This is a genomic window from Cerasibacillus terrae (assembly GCF_008039555.1).
Lineage (GTDB): Bacteria > Bacillota > Bacilli > Bacillales > Amphibacillaceae > Cerasibacillus > Cerasibacillus terrae.
In genome coordinates this window covers 90,969-110,121 of the sequence record NZ_VDUW01000009.1, presented here as the reverse complement: position 1 = coordinate 110,121, position 19,153 = coordinate 90,969, and the positions used below count along the sequence as shown (strand labels likewise).

Below are 19,153 nucleotides of genomic sequence, written 5' to 3'. Positions count from 1 at the left end.
ATCGAATTAAAATGCAATTCTTTTTCATATGCTTTCACAAAACAGAGCTATATAAACATATAATATCAAATAATATCAACAATGTGACTTTTAAAAGGGTGAGTGATATGTCGAGGTTTTATCGATACCGGCTCCCACCATGGGCTCGGAATTGTTTAATCATTATTGAGAAATGTACCCTTCCAATTCTAATTTTCCAATTAATACGCACGCTATTCTTCCCAACAACACTTGATGTTGTCTTACTTGGATTACTTGTTTTATTATTTATTGCTTTTCATCAGAGGTGGATTTAGTCGTTTCATCAATCTCTTCATCCTGGTTTCTATATTCATGAAACAACTGTTCCCATTTCAAACCAAATAATAGAACACGAAAGATACGTTCTATTCCCATAATAAGTTCAAGCTGATTTGTATTATAATCTAGTAAATAACTCTCTACAACTTGCATATAATCTTTCGGGTCCAATAAATAGATCAATATATAATATAATTCATTTAACTGTAATTCATTTTTTTCCATATATAAATGAAAAGCTCCCAGTAATGCTTCTTCATCGATACTGTAGTGGGAACAGGCCTGCTTATAATAACTTACAATGTCTATCATTGGGTGACTGAAAGAAGCCTGTTCCCAATTTATTACATACAATGATTCTGGCGTTTGTAAAACATGATTATCATGAAAATCACCGTGACATAAACTATAACTCCATTTATGCTCTTTTTCAATTGCCTCTATTAATCGCTCTAAATATTGGTCTATTTTCTTAAAAAGTTGTTCCATATGATGAAATTGCGTACAAACCTGTAATTCAAATGGAGCCATATATCTTTTTTCTTCAAAGATTGCAATAAAAGATTCTAATTTTTTATATTGCTTCTGACATGCAGTCTGATAGGATTGAAAGGAAATGATTAATTCTTTATTTGAAATTGTTGATACTTGTTTTGTTTCATAATGAATTTTACCCAATACTTGAAAAATAGGTCCATATCTATTTTTTTGTTGTTTTGTTTCAAACCAAGGGGTCAAGTAGTAAATTGCTTCACCATATTCCAAATATAATTTTCTATGTATTGTTAAATAAACAGGGATGAAATTTACTAATTCTTTGGAAAAAGCAATATGATAAATTTGTTCAAAAAAAGGTACCGTTTCTTTTGTAAGGGATGACTTTTTCAGGGCAAATGTACTACCATTTGCCTCTATTTTATATAAAGATTTTGTTATTTGCTTGATTTTTGTAGGATATAATTGATAGTAAGAAAGTAAGTCCACCACAAAATTCACAATTACACCTCCCTAAAATTTTACCCCAAGCTTTTAAGCAAGGGGTAATAGATAAATTATTTTGATTTGTTTTTTAAAGGCACATATAACAACTGACCTTCCGAAACGGCGTCATCTTCCAACTGATTTCGTTTTATAATGTGCAATGAAGTTGTTTTATATCGTTCTGCAATCGATTCTATTGTGTCATCCTTCTGTACAATACATAGGCGCATTTGTGTATATGTTTCCTCATTATTTCGTATCATATCAGATAAAAAGCTTACATCCATTCCTTCTGTTTGTTTTCTTTCTTCTTCATTGTTCTCTACTTCTTCTGCTGCATTTACATCTGAAACTACTCCTTGTGCGTCTTCTTTTTGTTCGACATGTTCTGTAGGTGCGTCTTGTACATTAGATGTATCTTCTTTCTTATTATTATCTTGTTTTGTTGCAAAAAACTCTTGTAAAGACTGGGTTTTTTTCTTAAACAATAATCGATCTTCTTCTGACTTTTCTTCTTTCTTGTCTAGTCGTTCTGGTCCTTCTGTCTCCTCCTCAACTTCTATTTCAGTGTCCGCATGAGGTAACTCCGAAGAATCTGACGATTGTACTGTTTCACGTTCATATTCATCATCCTTCTTTTTCACCACTTCAAACTCAAATGTATCCCGATTTTCTTCCTCCACTTTTTCCTGTATACTCCCTAATATTTCTTCTTCCTCCATATTTTCTTCTTCACCCGTTAGTTCTACTGGACTTTCTTCTCGTTCAGGAGTAGTTGGATCGTCTTCAATTCCTTGAATTCCTATTGTTGCATTGATTATCAATTTCTGTGGGCTTGGTAACTCATAATCAAAAGATGCAATACTTACTTTCACATCATCTACATCTGCTACACGATAGGATGGGATAGAAATTTCTACCGGGAATCGATGTGCAAACTCACCTAGACCCTCTCCTAGGTCCTCGTTTTTTTCCATATACCGTTTAAAATCATACTCATTAAGAGATGAAGTTACACCTTCATGGTTTACTTCTGTTTGAACATGCTCACCATTTAAGCTAATCACACCTCTAATAGAATAGTAATCATTAAATTCTTGAATAGAGATTTCCGGGTCTAATGCAATATTTATAATTTCTGAAATTCCTTGATTACCCTCTAAATAAAGTGATTCTCTTAAATCAAAATGAAAAACAAATGAATCATTTGACACTTTATTCACCCCTTTTAACTATACGTTCCATTGCATAACGATGTCATGATTATCTATATGAATAAATATAATCAGATATGCTATATAGAGAAGAATATTCCAAAAGATAAAGTATAACTTTTATAAGTGGAGGGGGCTTATACCCAGTTAACCTACGATGAAGAAAAAGCTATTCCTTCGTCTTAAAGGAATAGCTTTAATGGCTTCATTATTTTTCAATTTTAGAAAATGCTTTATCAATCGCTTGAACAGTTTTTTCGATATCTTCATCTGTGTGTGCAGTAGATAGGAATAAACCTTCAAATTGAGATGGTGGTAAATAGATTCCTTCTTCAATCATTGCGCGATAGTATTGTGAAAAATAATCCAAGTTTGATTTTTGAGCTGTTTCAAAGTTTACAACCGGCTCTTCTGAGAAGAAAATACCAAACATAGATCCAACTCGATTAATTTGAATTGGAATCTCATGTTTTTTAGATGCTTGTCTAAATCCTTCTTCTAAACGGTCAATTTTCTTCTCAATCACTTTATAGTCTTCTTTTGTTAAAGCATTTAGTGTTTCATAACCAGCTGTCATTGCAAGTGGATTACCTGATAATGTCCCAGCTTGATAAACTGGACCTGCTGGAGCGATATGTTCCATAATTTCTCGTTTTCCACCGAATGCACCTACTGGTAAACCTCCACCAATTACTTTTGCTAAACATGTTATGTCTGGCTCAACATCAAAGTATCCTTGGGCACAATGATATCCGACACGAAATCCTGTCATTACTTCATCAAGAATAAATAGTGATCCGTGTTGTTTGGTAATCTCTCTTACTTGTTGGAGGAACCCCTCTTTTGGTGGTACAACTCCCATATTTCCACAAACTGGTTCAGCAATAACTGCTGCAATGTCATCCCCATATACTTCAAAAGCTTTACGAATACTTTCTATATCATTAAATGGTACGGTGATGGTGTGTTTAGCAACGTTTTCAGGTACACCAGGGCTATCTGGTAACCCTAATGTTGCAACTCCAGAACCTGCTTTAATTAATAATGAATCACTATGTCCATGGTAACTACCTTCAAATTTAACAATTTTATCTCTTCCAGTATAACCACGTGCTAAACGAAGTGCACTCATTGTTGCTTCTGTACCTGAACTAACCATACGAACCATTTCAATGGATGGAACACGTTCAATTACTAATTCTGCTAGTTTGTTTTCTAATAAAGATGATGCACCGAAACTAGTTCCCTTTTCCGCTACAGCTTTTAGTTTCTCAATAACCCTATCATCAGCATGTCCTAAAATAAGTGGACCCCAACTAAGTACATAATCAATATATTCATTTCCATCGATATCCTTTATTTTGGAACCTTTCCCACTCTCAATAAATATAGGATTCATTCCGACTGATTTAAATGCACGAACAGGTGAATTTACTCCACCAGGCATTAACTCTACTGCTTCCTTATATGCATCGATTGACTTCGTAAAGTTTGTCATTGTCCATCACCTCAATAAGTATATTTGTCTTAACTTAAGATTCTTTTAACCACGTTGCAACGTCTTTTGCATGATATGTAATAATCAAATCTGCTCCAGCTCGTTTCATGGAAACTAACTTTTCCAGTACAAGTGCCTTTTCATCAATCCAACCATTTAATGCTGCTGCCTTCACCATGGAATATTCTCCACTAACATTATAAGCAACAATTGGTACAGGGTGTTGTTCACGTATTTCACGTATAATATCTAAATATGACAAAGCTGGTTTAATAATTAAAAAATCTGCACCTTCAGCCATATCAGATGCTGCTTCACGGAATGCTTCTCTTCTATTTGCTGGATCCATTTGATATGTTTTTCTATCACCAAACTCTGGTGTACTATCTGCTGCATCACGGAAAGGCCCATAGAAGGCAGAAGCGTATTTTACAGCATAAGACATGATTGGAATATGGGTAAATCCTGCTTCATCAAGAGCCTTGCGAATTACAGTAACAAAACCATCCATCATATTGGATGGTGCAATAATGTCTGCACCTGCTTTTGCTTGTGAAACCGCTGTTTCGGCTAATAGTGACAATGATTCATCATTATCAACATCATGATTTTTAATAACTCCACAATGCCCATGAGAAGTATACTCACATAAACATGTATCTGCAATAACTAAAAGATTAGGGAATTCTTTCTTTATTTTCCTTGTTGCTTGTTGGACAATACCTTCTTCATGATATGCTCCTGTACCTACTTCATCTTTCTCATTAGGCACCCCGAATAATATAACTGAGCTAATCCCTAGTTTTTCTAATTCTTGGATTTCCCCACTTATTAAATCAAGGGAGAGTTGATAAATACCTGGCATGGAAGGAACTTCTCGTTTTATATTTTCACCTTCCATAATAAAAAGTGGATAGATTAAATCTTCTGTTCGTATATGATTTTCACGAACCATAGCTCGCATAGTAGTGGAAGAACGTAATCTTCGGTGGCGCCTAAATTGTTTGTTCGTCATTTTCATCCTACCTTTCCTAGATGATCTAACATCACTTGAATCATGCCATCAATCGTAAACTGTTCTGGAACGAGAATTTTCTTAAAACCCGCTGTAATTGCTGCCTTCTCTGTCGTTGTTCCAATACAAACACATATTGTAGTTTCTATTTCTATGTATTTTAATCCATTCATTTGAACAAAAGCATCTATTGTAGATGGACTTGTAAATGTTAAATAGTCAAATGAATTGGACTGTAATGTTTTCTGTAACTGTTGTTGTATTTCCAAATGAAGAGATGTTTCATACACTTCCATAGAACTATAATCAACACGTAATTTCGAAAATGCTTCCGGTAAAACATTCATCGAACGGTTACCACGCACCAATAAGAATTTTCCATCTACAGAATGCTGTTCTGAAAACTCAGCCGCCATTGTTTCCGCATTATAAATAGTTGGGATAAAATCTGCATGATAGCCATATTCCTTCAAGCAATTCTCTGTTTTGTGACCAACTGTTGCAATTTTTTTCCCTTTTATACTGTTCACCGACATACCATACTTTTGTAGCAATTCAAAAAAGGAATGTACACCATTTATACTCGTGAAAAAAAGCCATTCATATCCAGCTAGCTCTTCGAATATTTGTTTGTTTTCTGGATGATCTTTACACGTTATCTTCAGTAAAGGTATTTCCACGGGTTTGCCACCAATTTTTTTGATTTTCCTCGAAAATTCTTTAGCTTGTTTTTTTTCACGTGTTACGAGAATAGTTTTATTTTCGAGAGATGGGCCCATTATTTATCTAACTCCTCTTTCACGGAATCAATAATTTCTTTAGCACCTTGATCACTTAATGTCTTAGCAATCTCTTTTCCAACAAGAACAGGGTCCTTACCTTGTACTGTTTCTTTTAATATTGTTTTCCCGTCAGGAGATCCAACAAGAGCCGTTAATGTAATAATATCATTATCAAGGGACGCATAGCCACCAATTGGAATTTGGCAACTTCCCTCCATAAGACCTAAGAAGGTTCTTTCCGCTGTCACACAAATTTCTGTTTCTTTATCATTAATCATATCTAAAATTTGATGTAATTCATCATCATCTTCACGACATTCAATGGCTAATGCACCTTGACCAACAGCCGGAACACAAACGATTGGATCAAGGTATTCGGTAATTAAATCTTCTTTCATTCCTACTCGTTTCATACCAGAAACAGCTAGAATAATGGCATCATAATTTTCTTCGTTTAATTTCCTTAATCTTGTTTCAATGTTTCCGCGAATCCATTTAATTTCTAAATCTGGACGTTCTGCTAGAATTTGTGCTCCTCTACGTAAACTACTTGTACCTACAATAGCACCTTTAGTAAGTTCATGTAATTTCTTTCCGCTTTTTGAGATGAATGCATCTCTATGGTCTTCGCGAATTGGTATGGAGGAAATAACCAGGCCTTCTGGCATTTCGGCAGGCATATCTTTCATACTATGAACGGCAAAGTCAATTTTTTTGTCGTACATCGCTTGTTCAATTTCTTTTACGAACAATCCCTTCCCACCAACTTTAGATAATGTTGTATCTAAGATTTTATCTCCCTTGGTTACAATTTTTTTTATTTCAAATTCATTTTTTACCCCGGCATTTTTTAATTGTTCAATAACCCATTTTGTCTGTGTTAGTGCTAAATTACTTCTTCTTGATCCAACAATAATTTTACGCATTATTTTCCTCCCTCTATGTCCTAACAGAAAGCACCTATCTTAACATTTAAAAATGAAAATTAGATAACATACTAAATAAAAAGAAGTTAACAAGTAATAATAAAAATGCAGCTGTGTTAAATATCGCAATGGATTTTCCTTGATATCCCTTCACAAGCCGTAAGAACAGATAAAGAATATATACGATAAATACAATTACAGAACCAATTGTCTTCATATCAAACCAATAAAATTCATCACCAGATAGAAAGGCCCACACAAATCCTAGCATTAAACCAATTAATAAAAGAGGTGTACCAATTGTTACAGCGCTAAATGAAAAGGCATCCAATTTTGCTAGGTCTCCAAGTTTTTTAGCCCATTTTAACTGTTTCTTTCTTTTTATCAAATGATAATTTACTAAATAACCTAAAGAAAAGATAAATGATAATGTAAAAAATCCATAAGAAACAATTGTTAATGTAACATGTGTAATTAACACATCATTGGTAAATTGAATACTGCTTGATTGAAAGTTGTTCTCTGAAAAAGCTGCTGCATGTAATGTTAAAATAAGAAAGCCCACTATATTTGTTACAAGCATAATAAATTTGTTTTTTTCTAACAAATTAATAATGATAGAAAATAATACAAGAATCCAGCTATAAAAAAACAAGCTATCAATCAACGTACCAATTGGAAGACTCTTCATCCATATCATTTTGTACAATAAGTATACAGTTTGTAAAGATAGGACGATACAAAGTAACCAGAAGGCTAGTTTATTTACCTTCCGGTTATGTTGAATAAAATCAATAAAATATATAATTAAACTTAATCCATAAACAATTAAAATAATTTCAAAAAGGTTTATCAATTCAAACATAATTCAACCTTTCTACTTTACAGAAATCAATTTATCTATAAAAGGGAAAATTAATTTCATTTTCTCTTTTGTTGCTGGGTCTTTTTTGGCTTGTTTTGCTAACTGTTCTTTTACATGATCTTGAATACCGAAAATCTCAACAAATAATTCTAAAGCCTCGTCTGCATTCTTTTTACTTGATAGTTCTTTTGCCTGTGTAATTGGTTCTTTTATTAGTTGATTAACGATGCTTTTTGTATGTTTGTTTAAGATTTTCTTTTCTCTTTCCGTTAAGTCTGGTAATTTATTTTCAATACTTTTCATCGTATTTGCTTGAATGGTTAAAGCTTTTTGACGTAAACCTACTATGACCGGGACAACACCTAATTCATTGACCCATTGATTGAATGCTGTAATTTCAACACCGATTGAAGACTCGATATGTGCTGCTGCTTTTTGTCTTGATTCAAGATTTTCATCGACAATATGCTGTAAGTTATCAATATCATATAAAAACACATTGTCTAATTCATCAATAGCAGGATCAAGGTCCCTTGGAACAGCAATATCTACAAGAAATAATGGTTTACCTTTTCTTCGTTTGACAATAGGTTGAAGTTTCTCTTTTGTTAGAACAACTTGTTCTGAACCTGTAGAACTAATCAAAATATCTGCCGACACGAGCACTTCTTTTAATTCTTGCATTGAAGCTGCTTTTGCTTGAAATTTTTGCGCTAGTTTTTCTGCGTTTTCTACAGTACGGTTGACAACGGTTACTTGTGAAACACCTGACCCCTGGAGATTTTTAGCTGCTAATTCTCCCATTTTTCCAGCACCTAAAACAACAACGTGTTTATCTTTAATATTTGAGAATATATTTTTAGCAAGCTCTACTGCAGCATAACTTACGGAAACTGCATTTTCTCCAATCGCTGTTTCATGATGTGCTCGTTTAGCAAAAGTAATCGCTTGTTTAAACAATTCATTAAAAATTGTACCGGTTGTCTTTACCTGTTGTCCAATAAAAAATGCATCACGAACTTGACCTAAAATTTGGGTTTCTCCAAGCACCATGGAATCTAGTCCAGCTGTTAATTTAAATAAATGCTCAATTGCCTCATTTCCATCAACTATCGTTAAATATGACGAAAATTCCTCTTTGTTTATTCCAAACCAATTTTCTATAAATTGTGTGATATAATATCTACCTGTATGCAATTGATCTACAACCGCAAAGATTTCTGTACGATTACATGTAGATATAATAATATTTTCTAAAATGCTTTTTTGCCCTTTTAATGTCTGCATCGCCTCTTCTAATTCATTTTCAGAGAAGGCGAGCTTTTCTCGAATTTCTACCGGGGCTGTTATATGATTGACACCAACTTTTAATATAAACACCTTATCTCCTCCATTAAATTTGAAGAGGTTTTTGTCTTCCAATGAACACTACCCTTTATTTTAACATATTTTATTATAACGTGTTTTTGTATTTGTGAACAGAATTTGAAACTTTTTATCATTATAAACGTTTAAATATTATGATATAATACTTAAGTATAAATGATGAGGTGTGGAACACTATGAAAAAACAGCATCTTTTTACTGGTTATTTATTAATCGGAATTGGAATATTCTTTTTGTTAAGGCAGTTTAAGATACCAATTATCACTGATTTTTACTCATGGCCAACGTTTTTAATTATTATTGGGCTTGCTTTCCTAATTTATAGTTTTAAAGTAAAAGACTATAATCAATTATTCACAGGGACATTTCTACTTGGATTAGGGATTCACTTTCATGGACTAAAATATTACTCCTTTTGGATTGATCATTGGGCCATGTATTTATTAATTATCGGTATTGCCTTATTCATTCGTTTCTTAAAAACAAAAAAAGGTTTCCTTCAAAGTGTTATTATTTCCGGAATTGCATTAATTATGATGTATTCTAGTTTTATTCCGGAATCTTTTGCATGGGTCAATCAAATCTTTTATTATGTAGAAAAATATTGGCCAGTTGCCTTAATTATTATTGGTTTATACTTCTTAAGGAGAAAGAAATAAAAACAGCTGTTCCAATTGGGTTTACAGCTGTTTTGTTGTTTATAAAAACGATTTGACTACTTGCCATGCTTCATTCTTGCCTTCACCTGTTTGTGAAGAAAATGGAATCATTACATCTTCTTTTTCTAATTCTAGTAAATTTATTGCACGTTGTAGATGTTTTGTTCGTTTTCCTTTTGCAATTTTATCAAGTTTAGTTGCGACTACAATAACTGGCAATTGATGATATTTTAAGTAATCATACATTTGAATATCATTCTGTGTTGGATCATGGCGTATATCAATAATAAGAAGAACCGCTTTTAGAACTTCCCTATGTTCAAAATAGTTTTCCATCATATTTGCCCATTTTTGGCGGTCTTGTTTCGACACTTTGGCATATCCATATCCAGGAACATCTACAAAATAAAACTGTTCATTAATTCGATAATAATTCAATGTTTGTGTCTTACCGGGTTTTGCAGAAGTCCTAGCTAAATTTTTTCGTTGAATCAACGTATTAATGAATGATGACTTTCCTACGTTAGATCTTCCTGCTAATGCGATTTCTGGTAATTGATCATTTGGGTATTGTTTTTCACTTACAGCACTAATTACAAAATCTGCACGACTTACTTTCATTTTATTCCCCCACTAATGCATGCTCCAACACTTTATCTAGGTGAGCAACTTTAATAAATGTTAAATCTTCAAGCACACTCTCAGGAATATCTTCTATATCCTTTTCATTCTCTTCTGGGATAATAATGGTAGTAATACCTGCTCGATGTGCACTTAAGGACTTTTCTTTTAAACCGCCAATTGGTAAGACTCTTCCGCGGAGTGTAATTTCTCCTGTCATTCCAACTTCTTTTTTAACAGGGCGCCCTGTTAAAGATGATACAAGTGCTGTTGCTATCGTTATTCCTGCTGATGGTCCATCCTTTGGAACAGCACCTTCTGGGACATGAATATGAATATCGTTTTTTTCATGAAAATCAGGATCAATTTTTAATTGTTCTGCTCGGGAACGAATATAACTAAAAGCAGCTTGAGCAGATTCACGCATCACTTCACCTAATTTCCCTGTAAGGACAAGTTTTCCTTTTCCAGGATAATGGGCAACTTCTATGGACAATGTATCCCCTCCAGCTGATGTATACGCTAAACCTGTAGCTGCACCAACTTGATTCTTCTCTTCCATTTGACCATATCTGAAAATTGGTTTCCCTAAAAGATCTTCTAACCGTTTTTCTGTTACAATTACTTTCTTCTGTTCCCCGGAAATAATAATTTTTGCCGTTTTCCTACAAATGGTTGCCAGTTTTCGTTCTAAATTACGAACCCCTGCTTCACGTGTATACCTTCGAATCAATTTCATTAATGCATCATTTCTCACCTGTAACTCCGATTTAGTAAGACCATTCTCTTTTAGTTGCTTCGGTAGTAAATGGTCTTTGGCAATATGTAATTTTTCGATTTCTGTATATCCTGATAAAGAGATTAATTCCATTCGATCTAATAGTGGGGCAGGAATATTGTTCACATAATTAGCTGTTGCAATAAACATAACTTGTGACAAGTCATATGTTTCCTCTATAAAGTGGTCACTAAAATTATGGTTTTGTTCTGGGTCTAATACTTCCAACATTGCTGAGGAAGGATCCCCACGAAAATCATTCGACATTTTATCAATTTCATCTAATAAAAAGACAGGGTTAACAGTCTTTGCTTTCTTCATCCCTTGAATAATTCTTCCCGGCATCGCACCAATATACGTACGCCTATGTCCTCTAATTTCAGCTTCATCTCGAACACCGCCAAGAGAAACCCTAACAAAATTACGATTGATTGATTCTGCAATTGAACGAGCGAGAGATGTTTTTCCGACTCCTGGTGGCCCTACCAAACAAATAATTGGGCCTTTTATAGAGTTTGTTAATTTCTGTACTGCTAAATATTCTAATACACGCTCTTTCACTTTCTCTAAGCCATAATGATCACGATCTAAAACCTTTTGTGCTTGATCTAACTCAATCTTGTCTTCTGTCTTCTTTGTCCAAGGTAATACAAGTAACCATTCTAAATAATTCCTAATAATCGAGCTTTCTCCAGAGTTTTGTGGAACTCTTTCATATCGATCTAGTTCCTTTAAAGCAATCTTTTCAATATGCTCTGGCATATCTGATTCTTTAATTTTCTCTCTTAGCTCTCCTACCTCACCTAATTTTCCGTCTCTTTCTCCTAGTTCTTTTTGAATGGCCTTTAACTGCTCACGCAAATAATATTCTTTTTGTGTTTTTTCCATGGATGTCTTGACACGCTGGCCTATTTTCTTTTCTAAATCAAGAATTTTCTTTTCATTTGATATGAATTCCACTAGGTGTCGTAATCGTTCAGGTACATCCACCGTTTCAAGTATTGTTTGTTTTTCTTTAATCTTTAGTGGTAAATGTGAAGCAATCATGTCAGCTAATCTACCTGGATTTTCAATATCTGATACAGTTGTAAAAATTTCCTTCTTAACTTTTCGAGACAGTTTTAAATATTGTTCAAATTGATCAAGGAGATGGCGCATTAATGCTTTTGTTTTGTTTTTATCTCCTTCTATTTCATTTAATTCAGTAACTTCTACCATATAGGAATCTTGTTTTTCTTGATATTGAACGATCTCTGCTCGGTATAAACCTTCTACCAATACACGGAAGGTACCATTTGGTAATTTAAGCATTTGATTTACTTTTGCAACCGTCCCAATCCGGTATATTTCATCTGGATTTGGATCTTCTATACTTATCTTTTTTTGTCCAGCAAGAAAAATATGCTGATTCTCCAACATTGCCTTTTCTAATGCTGCAATTGATTTATCCCGTCCTACATCTAAGTGAAGAACCACTGTTGGAAATACAAGTAACCCACGTAGCGGAAGGAGGGGCAAAAGGGTAGTTTCTTTTGTCATAATTATTGCCTCCTATTTTATTCCATTTTTCAATATATATAATGAAAAAATTCTTTAAAAACATAAGGACTATGTATGTATAGTATATTCGAAATCTATATATTCAGCCTAGAAACCTCAAAAAACATTCTAAATAAACAATGAGACTGCTTCAAGGCACCTGACACACTCTTCTTTTCAAACACTACTTGTAAGAGTTGGCACGCTTTAGTCAGTCTCATCCAAATCATTTTGTAAATTTAATTAGGCGCTTTCCTTTGGTAATTTTTCATTACCTTTTAGGACTGTACCATCATGAAAAACTAATTTAGGACTGCCATTCTCATCTGTAACAGTGTCTTTTGTGATGACACATTTTTCTATATCCTCACGAGATGGAAGTTCATACATGACATCCAACATAATTTCTTCAATAATGGAGCGCAATCCTCTTGCACCAGTTTTTCGTTCAATTGCCTTCTTAGCAATTTCTACAAGTGCTTCATCTTCAAATTCTAATATGACATGATCCATTTGGAATAGTTTCGTGTATTGTTTAACAAGTGCATTCTTTGGTTGAGTTAGAATTTGTACCATTGCTTCTTCATCCAATGGTTCTAAGCTAGTAAGTACAGGTAAACGCCCAATAAATTCTGGAATAAGTCCGTATCGTAATAAGTCCTCAGGGAGTACTTTCGATAGTAATTCAGCCTTATCCATTTCTTTTGTATCGAGGTCTGCCCCAAAACCAATTACTTTATTACCTAAGCGGCGCTTAATAGTTTGATCGATCCCGTCAAACGCTCCACCACAAATAAATAAAATATTTGTTGTATCAATTTGGATAAATTCTTGATGTGGATGTTTTCTACCACCTTGTGGAGGTACACTTGCTACCGTTCCTTCTAAAATTTTCAATAATGCCTGTTGGACTCCTTCACCAGACACATCTCTTGTTATTGATGGATTCTCAGACTTACGAGCAACCTTATCAATTTCGTCAATGTAAATAATTCCTTGTTCTGCTTTCTCTACATCATAATCTGCTGATTGGATTAATTTTAACAAAATGTTTTCCACGTCTTCTCCGACATAACCAGCCTCAGTTAATGAAGTAGCGTCTGCCATCGCAAATGGAACATTTAAAATCCTTGCAAGTGTTTGTGCAAGTAAAGTTTTCCCACTTCCTGTTGGACCAATCATTGCAATATTACTTTTTGCTAATTCTATATCATCATTCGCTTGTTTCGAGTTAATTCGTTTATAGTGATTGTACACAGCAACAGACAAGTTCTTTTTAGCATTTTCTTGTCCAATTACATAGTCATCCAAAATTTCACATATTTCCTTTGGCTTTGGAATTTCTTTGAATTCAATTTCTTCATCTGTACCTAATTCTTCTTCAACAATTTCCGTACATAATTCAATACATTCATCACATATATAAACGCCAGGTCCAGCAACTAGTTTCCGGACTTGTTCTTGGCTTTTACCACAAAATGAACATTTTAATTGCCCTTTTTCTTCATTGAACTTAAACATTCTTTATCACCCCTAAAAGTTTAAATCAGTTTAATCACCATCAGATTGTATTTTCATCATATCAAAAGCGTATTTAAAAACAAAATAAAATACCTTTACGTTACTATATACTCAATTTATTTGATTATACTTTAAAATATGCTTTTTTAAAACTGATAATAATTGATTAGATAGAAATCTTATCTTTATATTATGGATGCTATACAAAAAAAGTCAAATCATTCATGTATGTTCTAAAGTTAATCTAAGTAAATTTCCAATCAGTGGGAGTTTTCTTTATCCCTCACATATAATTCTTAATTCTCTTGAATTATTGAAGTAAGGGGATCTTATAGTCACTTAATCTGCGATAAAATATAATGAAGATAACAAAACAAGGTGCATCAAAACTGCACCTTGTTTTACAGTAATATCTCCATATTCCATTAAAGGTCAGATTGTTTTACTTTCTTGTACTAAGAAATCAATTGCCTTTTGAACTTTTAAATCGCCTTTTACCATTTCTGTATTTCCACCAAGCATTTGCTCAATTTGAGCTTTTTCAACACCATACATGTTGGCCATTCTATCTAATTCTGCATCCACATCTTCATCCGTTGGTTTCAAATCTTCTACTTCTGCAATTTTTTCTAATGTCAAGCTTGTCATAACACGGTTTTTAGCATCATCTTGCATTTGGTCGCGAAGTCCAGCCTCATTTTGACCAGAGAATTGATAATACATATCCATTGTCATACCTTGCATTTGCAGGTTTTGCTGAAGTTCTTGTAACATACGATCTACTTCTGTATGGATCATTGCCTCTGGGACATCCGCTTCTGCATTAGTCACCGCTTTTTCGATTAATGTATTTTTTGTTTTATTTTCAGCATCTTGTTTCTTCTGTGCTTCTAAATCTTCTTTTTTCTTCGCTTTCAATTCATCTAATGTTTCCACATCATCATCGATATCTTTAGCAAATTCATCATCGATTTCTGGAAGTTCTTTTGTCTTAATTTCATGAATAGTGACTTTGAAAACAGCTTCTTTACCAGCTAAATCTTCCGCATGGTATTCCTCAGGGAAAGTAACCTTGACATCTGTTTCTGCACCAGTCTCTTTACCAATTAATTGTTCTTCAAAACCTGGGATAAATTGTCCAGAGCCAATTTCTAGTGAATGGTCTTCTCCTTTCCCACCTTCAAAAGCAACATCGTCAACAAATCCTTCAAAATCAATCACAACTGTATCGCCTTCTTCAACAGCACCTTCTTCTTTCACAACAAGTTCTGCTAGGCGCTCTTGTTCACGTTTGATTTCTTCTTCAACATCTTCATCTGTTACATTGACATCTTGTTCTTCCACTTCTAAACCTTTATAGTCCCCAAGCTTTACTTCAGGTTTTACAGTTACATCAGCTGTAAATACAAGCGACTTACCTCTTTCAATTTCTTCGATATCAATAGATGGTTGATCAACTGGTTCAATTCCTGTCTCCTCAACCGCTCCTGTATAAGCTTCTGGTAATACAAAGTCAATTGCATCTTGGTATAATGCTTCTACACCAAAACGTTTTTCAAAGATAACACGTGGAACTTTTCCTTTACGGAATCCTGGAATTTGTACATCTTTTACTACTTTCTTAAATGCTTTATCTAATCCCTCTTCAAATTTCTCTGCACTAACTTCAAATGTTAATACACCATCATTGCCTTCTTGTTTTTCCCATTTGGCAGTCATAATTTTCCCTCCAAAATCTATTATGTAAAATTACACTCATTTATTATTTGGTACGATCCAATATTTTCATAAAATATGTACCATGTAAAAGTAAACGAATATAGCTAAATTCTTTCTACTACACCCATATTACGACCATTATATTATAACATAATTTCTTTAGCTTTCAAGGATTGTTCTATACATTACTGTTCAATGATACTTAAATATAATGTCTCGCACATTTTAATTTCTTCCATATATGATAGTACTTGTTCATCGACATCTTCTTCATATGTATGCAAATACTGTTTACCCAAAGCTAGGAAAGAAGTTGCGTATTGTTGAATATTATCAGAATCTGGGAGTAGTGGATATTTAACATATGTATAACGATATATCATTTCTTTAAGCATGGAGTGTAATGTAGGGTTCTTTTGTTCCACTAAATTAATCTTTTTTAGTATGTCTTGAATAAATGGTGTTTGTTCTATGTTAGGAACTTGTGTAGGTATAAGCTGTCTTTTCTCGTCTAATTTCGAAACCAGCACTTGATGATTTATCTCTCTTTCTTGTAACCATTGAAAAATGGCAGTTTTAACAACTGGATGAATTTCTTCGTGTTGTAATAGTAATCCTATATCTTGCTTAGGGGTTGTTTCTGTTTTCCTTAGTTCCTGAATAAGTTGCCACTGTTTAGGTATATCCTCATTTTCTACTGATTTCCAAAAAGATTTTATGTAATTTATTGAGTTTTTCTCTTTCAAACTGTTATCCATACTTTTACTCAATTCATATAACTGTTGAAATTGTAGTTTAGATGCCTCAGGAATCGATGGATTGCTTAATTTTTCTTCCACATATTCCATTAATTCTTTATATTGATTTGTCTGGAACAAAATAGTTAAATAAATATGTACGTAATGATAATATGTTTCACCTTTTTCCATTATCATTGAATTAATACATAGTTCTTCTGCTTCTTCATAATGACCAAGCTCTAGTAAACAAATCAACTTCCCCATAATTATTTCATGTGAAACTTCTTTAAATTTTATTAATTCATCAAATTTAATTAGAGCCTCTGCATACTTTTTTTCCTCTAATGCTTTTAAACTTTCTTCTTTTAGTTCTGTCTTCCATTTAGGAAATAGAATAACATTATCATTCGCCATGTAGTAGTATTCCCTCCTTTTCTTATATATTTTGACATGTCTTATTTTATTAAAATGGGGATTCCGTAAATTTTATCACTTTTCTTATACAAATAGCAAGGATACATCTAACAAATTAATTATTATGTCTTTTAGTAAAACTAAAAAAACTTTTCCAAAAATATTAAATTGCATATTTTGTTGAGAAAAATATAAATATTTGTTATATTCCTATATAACTTTATTTAAATAGGGAGAGGATTAACTTTGAGAACAATTTTAAAGAGCAAAGTGAAAGGGGCAGTAGCGTGGAAAGGAAGTGAACTATCTAAGGATGATTCCTGGATTTACTATTTATCAGAAAAAACCATTACAACTCTTGAAAATGCACTGCATTATGTACAAAAACAGGGATTAAAAGCACCTAATTTTAACAAAGAGGATTTTCCGATTTCTGAACTCAATGAAGAAATTGCTTACTTTAACAATGAATTAGAGAACGGGAGAGGCTTTTTATTAATCCGTGGATTGCCGATTGAAAAATATACGGATGAAGAAGTGAGTATCATATACTATGGTCTAGGACTTCACATGGGTATTCCGGTCACTCAAAATGCAAAAGGAGACCTCCTAGGAAATGTCAAAAATATCAATACTACAGGGGCTGAAAATCTCCGTGTCTATCAAACAAATACACACCTTCCTTATCACACAGATTTATCTGATGTTGTTGGACTATTGTCTCTTCGTAAGGCAAAATCAGGTGGCCTAAGTAGCCTTGCAAGTTCTGCAACACTTTATAATGAAATATTGGAAAAGCATCCAGAATATATCGGACTTCTCTACCGGCCATATTACATCGATCACTTAGGCATTGAAAACTCACAGGGAACGACACCTATTTTTAGTTACTATAAGGGTAAATTGAGCTGCAGATATATGCGTGAATATATCGAATCGGGACAGAAAAAACAGGGATTCCCATTATCTAAGGTAGAATTAGAAGCATTTGATCTTATAGATTCCATTCTCCATGATGAAAACATCCGTATCGATATGATGTTGGAACCAGGGGATATACAATTTGCAAATAATAATACAGTGCTCCATTCACGCACATTGTTTGAAGACTATGAGGAACCTGAGCGTAGACGCCATTTATTAAGATTATGGTTAACCATGCCTAATAGTCGCGAACTTGCTCCTGAATTTTCGACAAGAAGTGGGATTGAAAAAGCTTTGGTGAAATAGTGAAAAAATATGCGAATGGTACCTTAACTTGATTCCTATAATTCGCTTACATATTCCATGTGTGTGTTATTTTTTGTGAACTTCCCAGCCAAAATCAAAAACGCTGTAATCCTTATTATACAAAGGTTACAGCGTTTCATTTTCTAACGTCCCAGGGAGGATTCGAACCCCCGGCCCACAGCTTAGAAGGCTGTTGCTCTATCCAACTGAGCTACTGGGACATATGTATGGAGCGGGTGAAGGGAGTCGAACCCTCGACATCAGCTTGGAAGGCTGAGGTTTTACCACTAAACTACACCCGCATCAAAAATTTATGTTTATTTTTTTCAAAACAATTTTTTCAGTACTGTTTTGGCCACAAAAATTATTATATGACCTTTTTGATCTTTTGTCAACACTTAAAATGAATTTTTATGAATTCTATCTCTTAGAAAAAATTACGATACAAAAAACGCTTGAAGTACTTCTATTCAAGCGTTGATTTGTTTCTAAATTGGCGTAAATGTTGCATCGTATAACCGGAACATCGTTTTATAATTAGATTCATCTACTTTAATACCAACATCAAGTCGCCCTTCTACAAGTAAAGGCTCTTTTGTATACCGTAAAGTACTGAAAATTTCTGCGGTTTCTTTATCTCCTTGATTACCTAAGCTATTATACTTCGAATCCACATCTTCAACCTTTTCCTTATTAAATTCTACTAATATTTTTCTTCTTCCTGAGTATGCACCTTTTTTACATGAAGAACATCTGTGATAAGTGTTGAAGTTGTGTGTGATTTTCTTACATCTAGTAATGATATCATGGTATCCTTCCATCATCTCCTTATAATTCGTTCGGATAAATCATCCCCTGTTAAATTTTTTGTTTAAAAATAATTTATGATTTACTTTAGACTTTCCATATATAGTTGAAATACATCTTATTTCTTGTTAGACGATAAAACACCGATAAATATGGGG

The 19,153-nt window shown here is 33.5% G+C and carries 17 protein-coding genes and 2 tRNA genes; 3 read left to right on the top strand and 16 right to left on the bottom strand.

The genetic code is table 11. The features are described from left to right. The first annotated feature begins 107 nt into the window (after positions 1–107). A complete protein-coding gene (locus FHP05_RS12290; protein WP_147668665.1) occupies positions 108–296 on the top strand; it encodes a hypothetical protein in 189 nt (62 codons plus the stop codon). On the opposite strand, the gene FHP05_RS12285 is transcribed toward FHP05_RS12290, so the two are convergent. The 8 genes from FHP05_RS12285 to hemA form a co-directional block, all read right to left on the bottom strand. Then, positions 268–1,296 carry a phosphotransferase gene (locus FHP05_RS12285; protein ID WP_147668663.1) on the bottom strand — a complete coding sequence of 343 codons (1,029 nt, stop codon included), beginning with the start codon at positions 1,294–1,296 and terminating at the stop codon, positions 268–270. The two genes, FHP05_RS12290 and FHP05_RS12285, sit on opposite strands and share 29 nt — an antisense overlap. A gap of 56 nt (positions 1,297–1,352) precedes the next feature. Then, the gene (gene spoVID, locus FHP05_RS12280) at positions 1,353–2,495 is read right to left on the bottom strand and encodes a stage VI sporulation protein D (RefSeq protein ID WP_191126342.1); all 1,143 of its coding nucleotides are present in this window, start codon (positions 2,493–2,495) and stop codon (positions 1,353–1,355) included. Positions 2,496–2,703: 208 nt separating this feature from the next. Then, the gene (hemL, locus tag FHP05_RS12275; protein ID WP_147668659.1) at positions 2,704–3,993 is read right to left on the bottom strand and encodes a glutamate-1-semialdehyde 2,1-aminomutase; all 1,290 of its coding nucleotides are present in this window, start codon (positions 3,991–3,993) and stop codon (positions 2,704–2,706) included. 34 nt (positions 3,994–4,027) lie between these two features. Beyond that, positions 4,028–5,008, bottom strand: coding sequence for a porphobilinogen synthase (hemB, locus tag FHP05_RS12270; protein WP_147668657.1), 981 nt, complete (start codon positions 5,006–5,008; stop codon positions 4,028–4,030). Positions 5,009–5,010: 2 nt separating this feature from the next. Then, complete coding sequence (locus FHP05_RS12265; protein WP_147668655.1) at positions 5,011–5,787, bottom strand: uroporphyrinogen-III synthase; 777 nt, start codon at positions 5,785–5,787, stop codon at positions 5,011–5,013. Further along, complete coding sequence (hemC, locus tag FHP05_RS12260; RefSeq protein WP_147668653.1) at positions 5,787–6,716, bottom strand: hydroxymethylbilane synthase; 930 nt, start codon at positions 6,714–6,716, stop codon at positions 5,787–5,789. The genes FHP05_RS12265 and hemC overlap by 1 nt, the downstream gene beginning before the upstream one ends. A 46-nt stretch (positions 6,717–6,762) precedes the next feature. Continuing rightward, a complete protein-coding gene (locus tag FHP05_RS12255; RefSeq protein ID WP_147668651.1) occupies positions 6,763–7,581 on the bottom strand; it encodes a cytochrome c biogenesis protein in 819 nt (272 codons plus the stop codon). A gap of 12 nt (positions 7,582–7,593) precedes the next feature. Then, a complete protein-coding gene (gene hemA / locus FHP05_RS12250; RefSeq protein WP_147668649.1) occupies positions 7,594–8,961 on the bottom strand; it encodes a glutamyl-tRNA reductase in 1,368 nt (455 codons plus the stop codon). 182 nt (positions 8,962–9,143) lie between these two features. Here hemA and FHP05_RS12245 point away from each other — a divergent pair, with 182 nt between their 5' ends. After that, a complete protein-coding gene (locus tag FHP05_RS12245) occupies positions 9,144–9,626 on the top strand; it encodes a LiaI-LiaF-like domain-containing protein (RefSeq protein ID WP_147668647.1) in 483 nt (160 codons plus the stop codon). 39 nt (positions 9,627–9,665) lie between these two features. Here the strand turns inward: FHP05_RS12245 and yihA are convergent, their stop codons facing one another. The 5 genes from yihA to FHP05_RS12220 form a co-directional block, all read right to left on the bottom strand. Continuing rightward, a complete protein-coding gene (gene yihA / locus FHP05_RS12240; protein WP_147668645.1) occupies positions 9,666–10,247 on the bottom strand; it encodes a ribosome biogenesis GTP-binding protein YihA/YsxC in 582 nt (193 codons plus the stop codon). Position 10,248: 1 nt separating this feature from the next. After that, positions 10,249–12,564 (bottom strand): endopeptidase La, encoded by a 2,316-nt coding sequence (gene lon / locus FHP05_RS12235; protein WP_191126341.1) that lies wholly within the window; start codon positions 12,562–12,564, stop codon positions 10,249–10,251. Between the two features lie 243 nt (positions 12,565–12,807). Continuing rightward, the gene (clpX, locus tag FHP05_RS12230; RefSeq protein ID WP_147668641.1) at positions 12,808–14,085 is read right to left on the bottom strand and encodes an ATP-dependent protease ATP-binding subunit ClpX; all 1,278 of its coding nucleotides are present in this window, start codon (positions 14,083–14,085) and stop codon (positions 12,808–12,810) included. Between the two features lie 432 nt (positions 14,086–14,517). After that, entirely contained in the window at positions 14,518–15,804 is a 1,287-nt protein-coding gene (tig, locus tag FHP05_RS12225; protein ID WP_147668639.1) for a trigger factor, read from the bottom strand. A gap of 185 nt (positions 15,805–15,989) precedes the next feature. Continuing rightward, on the bottom strand, positions 15,990–16,958 hold the full coding sequence (locus FHP05_RS12220) for a DUF3196 family protein (protein ID WP_147668637.1): 969 nt from the start codon (positions 16,956–16,958) through the stop codon (positions 15,990–15,992). 246 nt (positions 16,959–17,204) lie between these two features. On the opposite strand from FHP05_RS12220, the gene FHP05_RS12215 reads away from it, so the two are divergent. Next, positions 17,205–18,188 carry a TauD/TfdA family dioxygenase gene (locus tag FHP05_RS12215; RefSeq protein WP_147668635.1) on the top strand — a complete coding sequence of 328 codons (984 nt, stop codon included), beginning with the start codon at positions 17,205–17,207 and terminating at the stop codon, positions 18,186–18,188. A gap of 147 nt (positions 18,189–18,335) precedes the next feature. On the opposite strand, the gene FHP05_RS12210 is transcribed toward FHP05_RS12215, so the two are convergent. The 3 genes from FHP05_RS12210 to FHP05_RS15395 all read right to left on the bottom strand — a co-directional run bounded on the left by FHP05_RS12210 (position 18,336) and on the right by FHP05_RS15395 (position 18,862). Next, positions 18,336–18,409, bottom strand: a tRNA-Arg gene (locus FHP05_RS12210). A gap of 7 nt (positions 18,410–18,416) precedes the next feature. Then, positions 18,417–18,490, bottom strand: a tRNA-Gly gene (locus FHP05_RS12205). Positions 18,491–18,676: 186 nt separating this feature from the next. After that, positions 18,677–18,862 (bottom strand): hypothetical protein, encoded by a 186-nt coding sequence (locus tag FHP05_RS15395; protein WP_191126344.1) that lies wholly within the window; start codon positions 18,860–18,862, stop codon positions 18,677–18,679. Positions 18,863–19,153 lie beyond the last annotated feature (291 nt).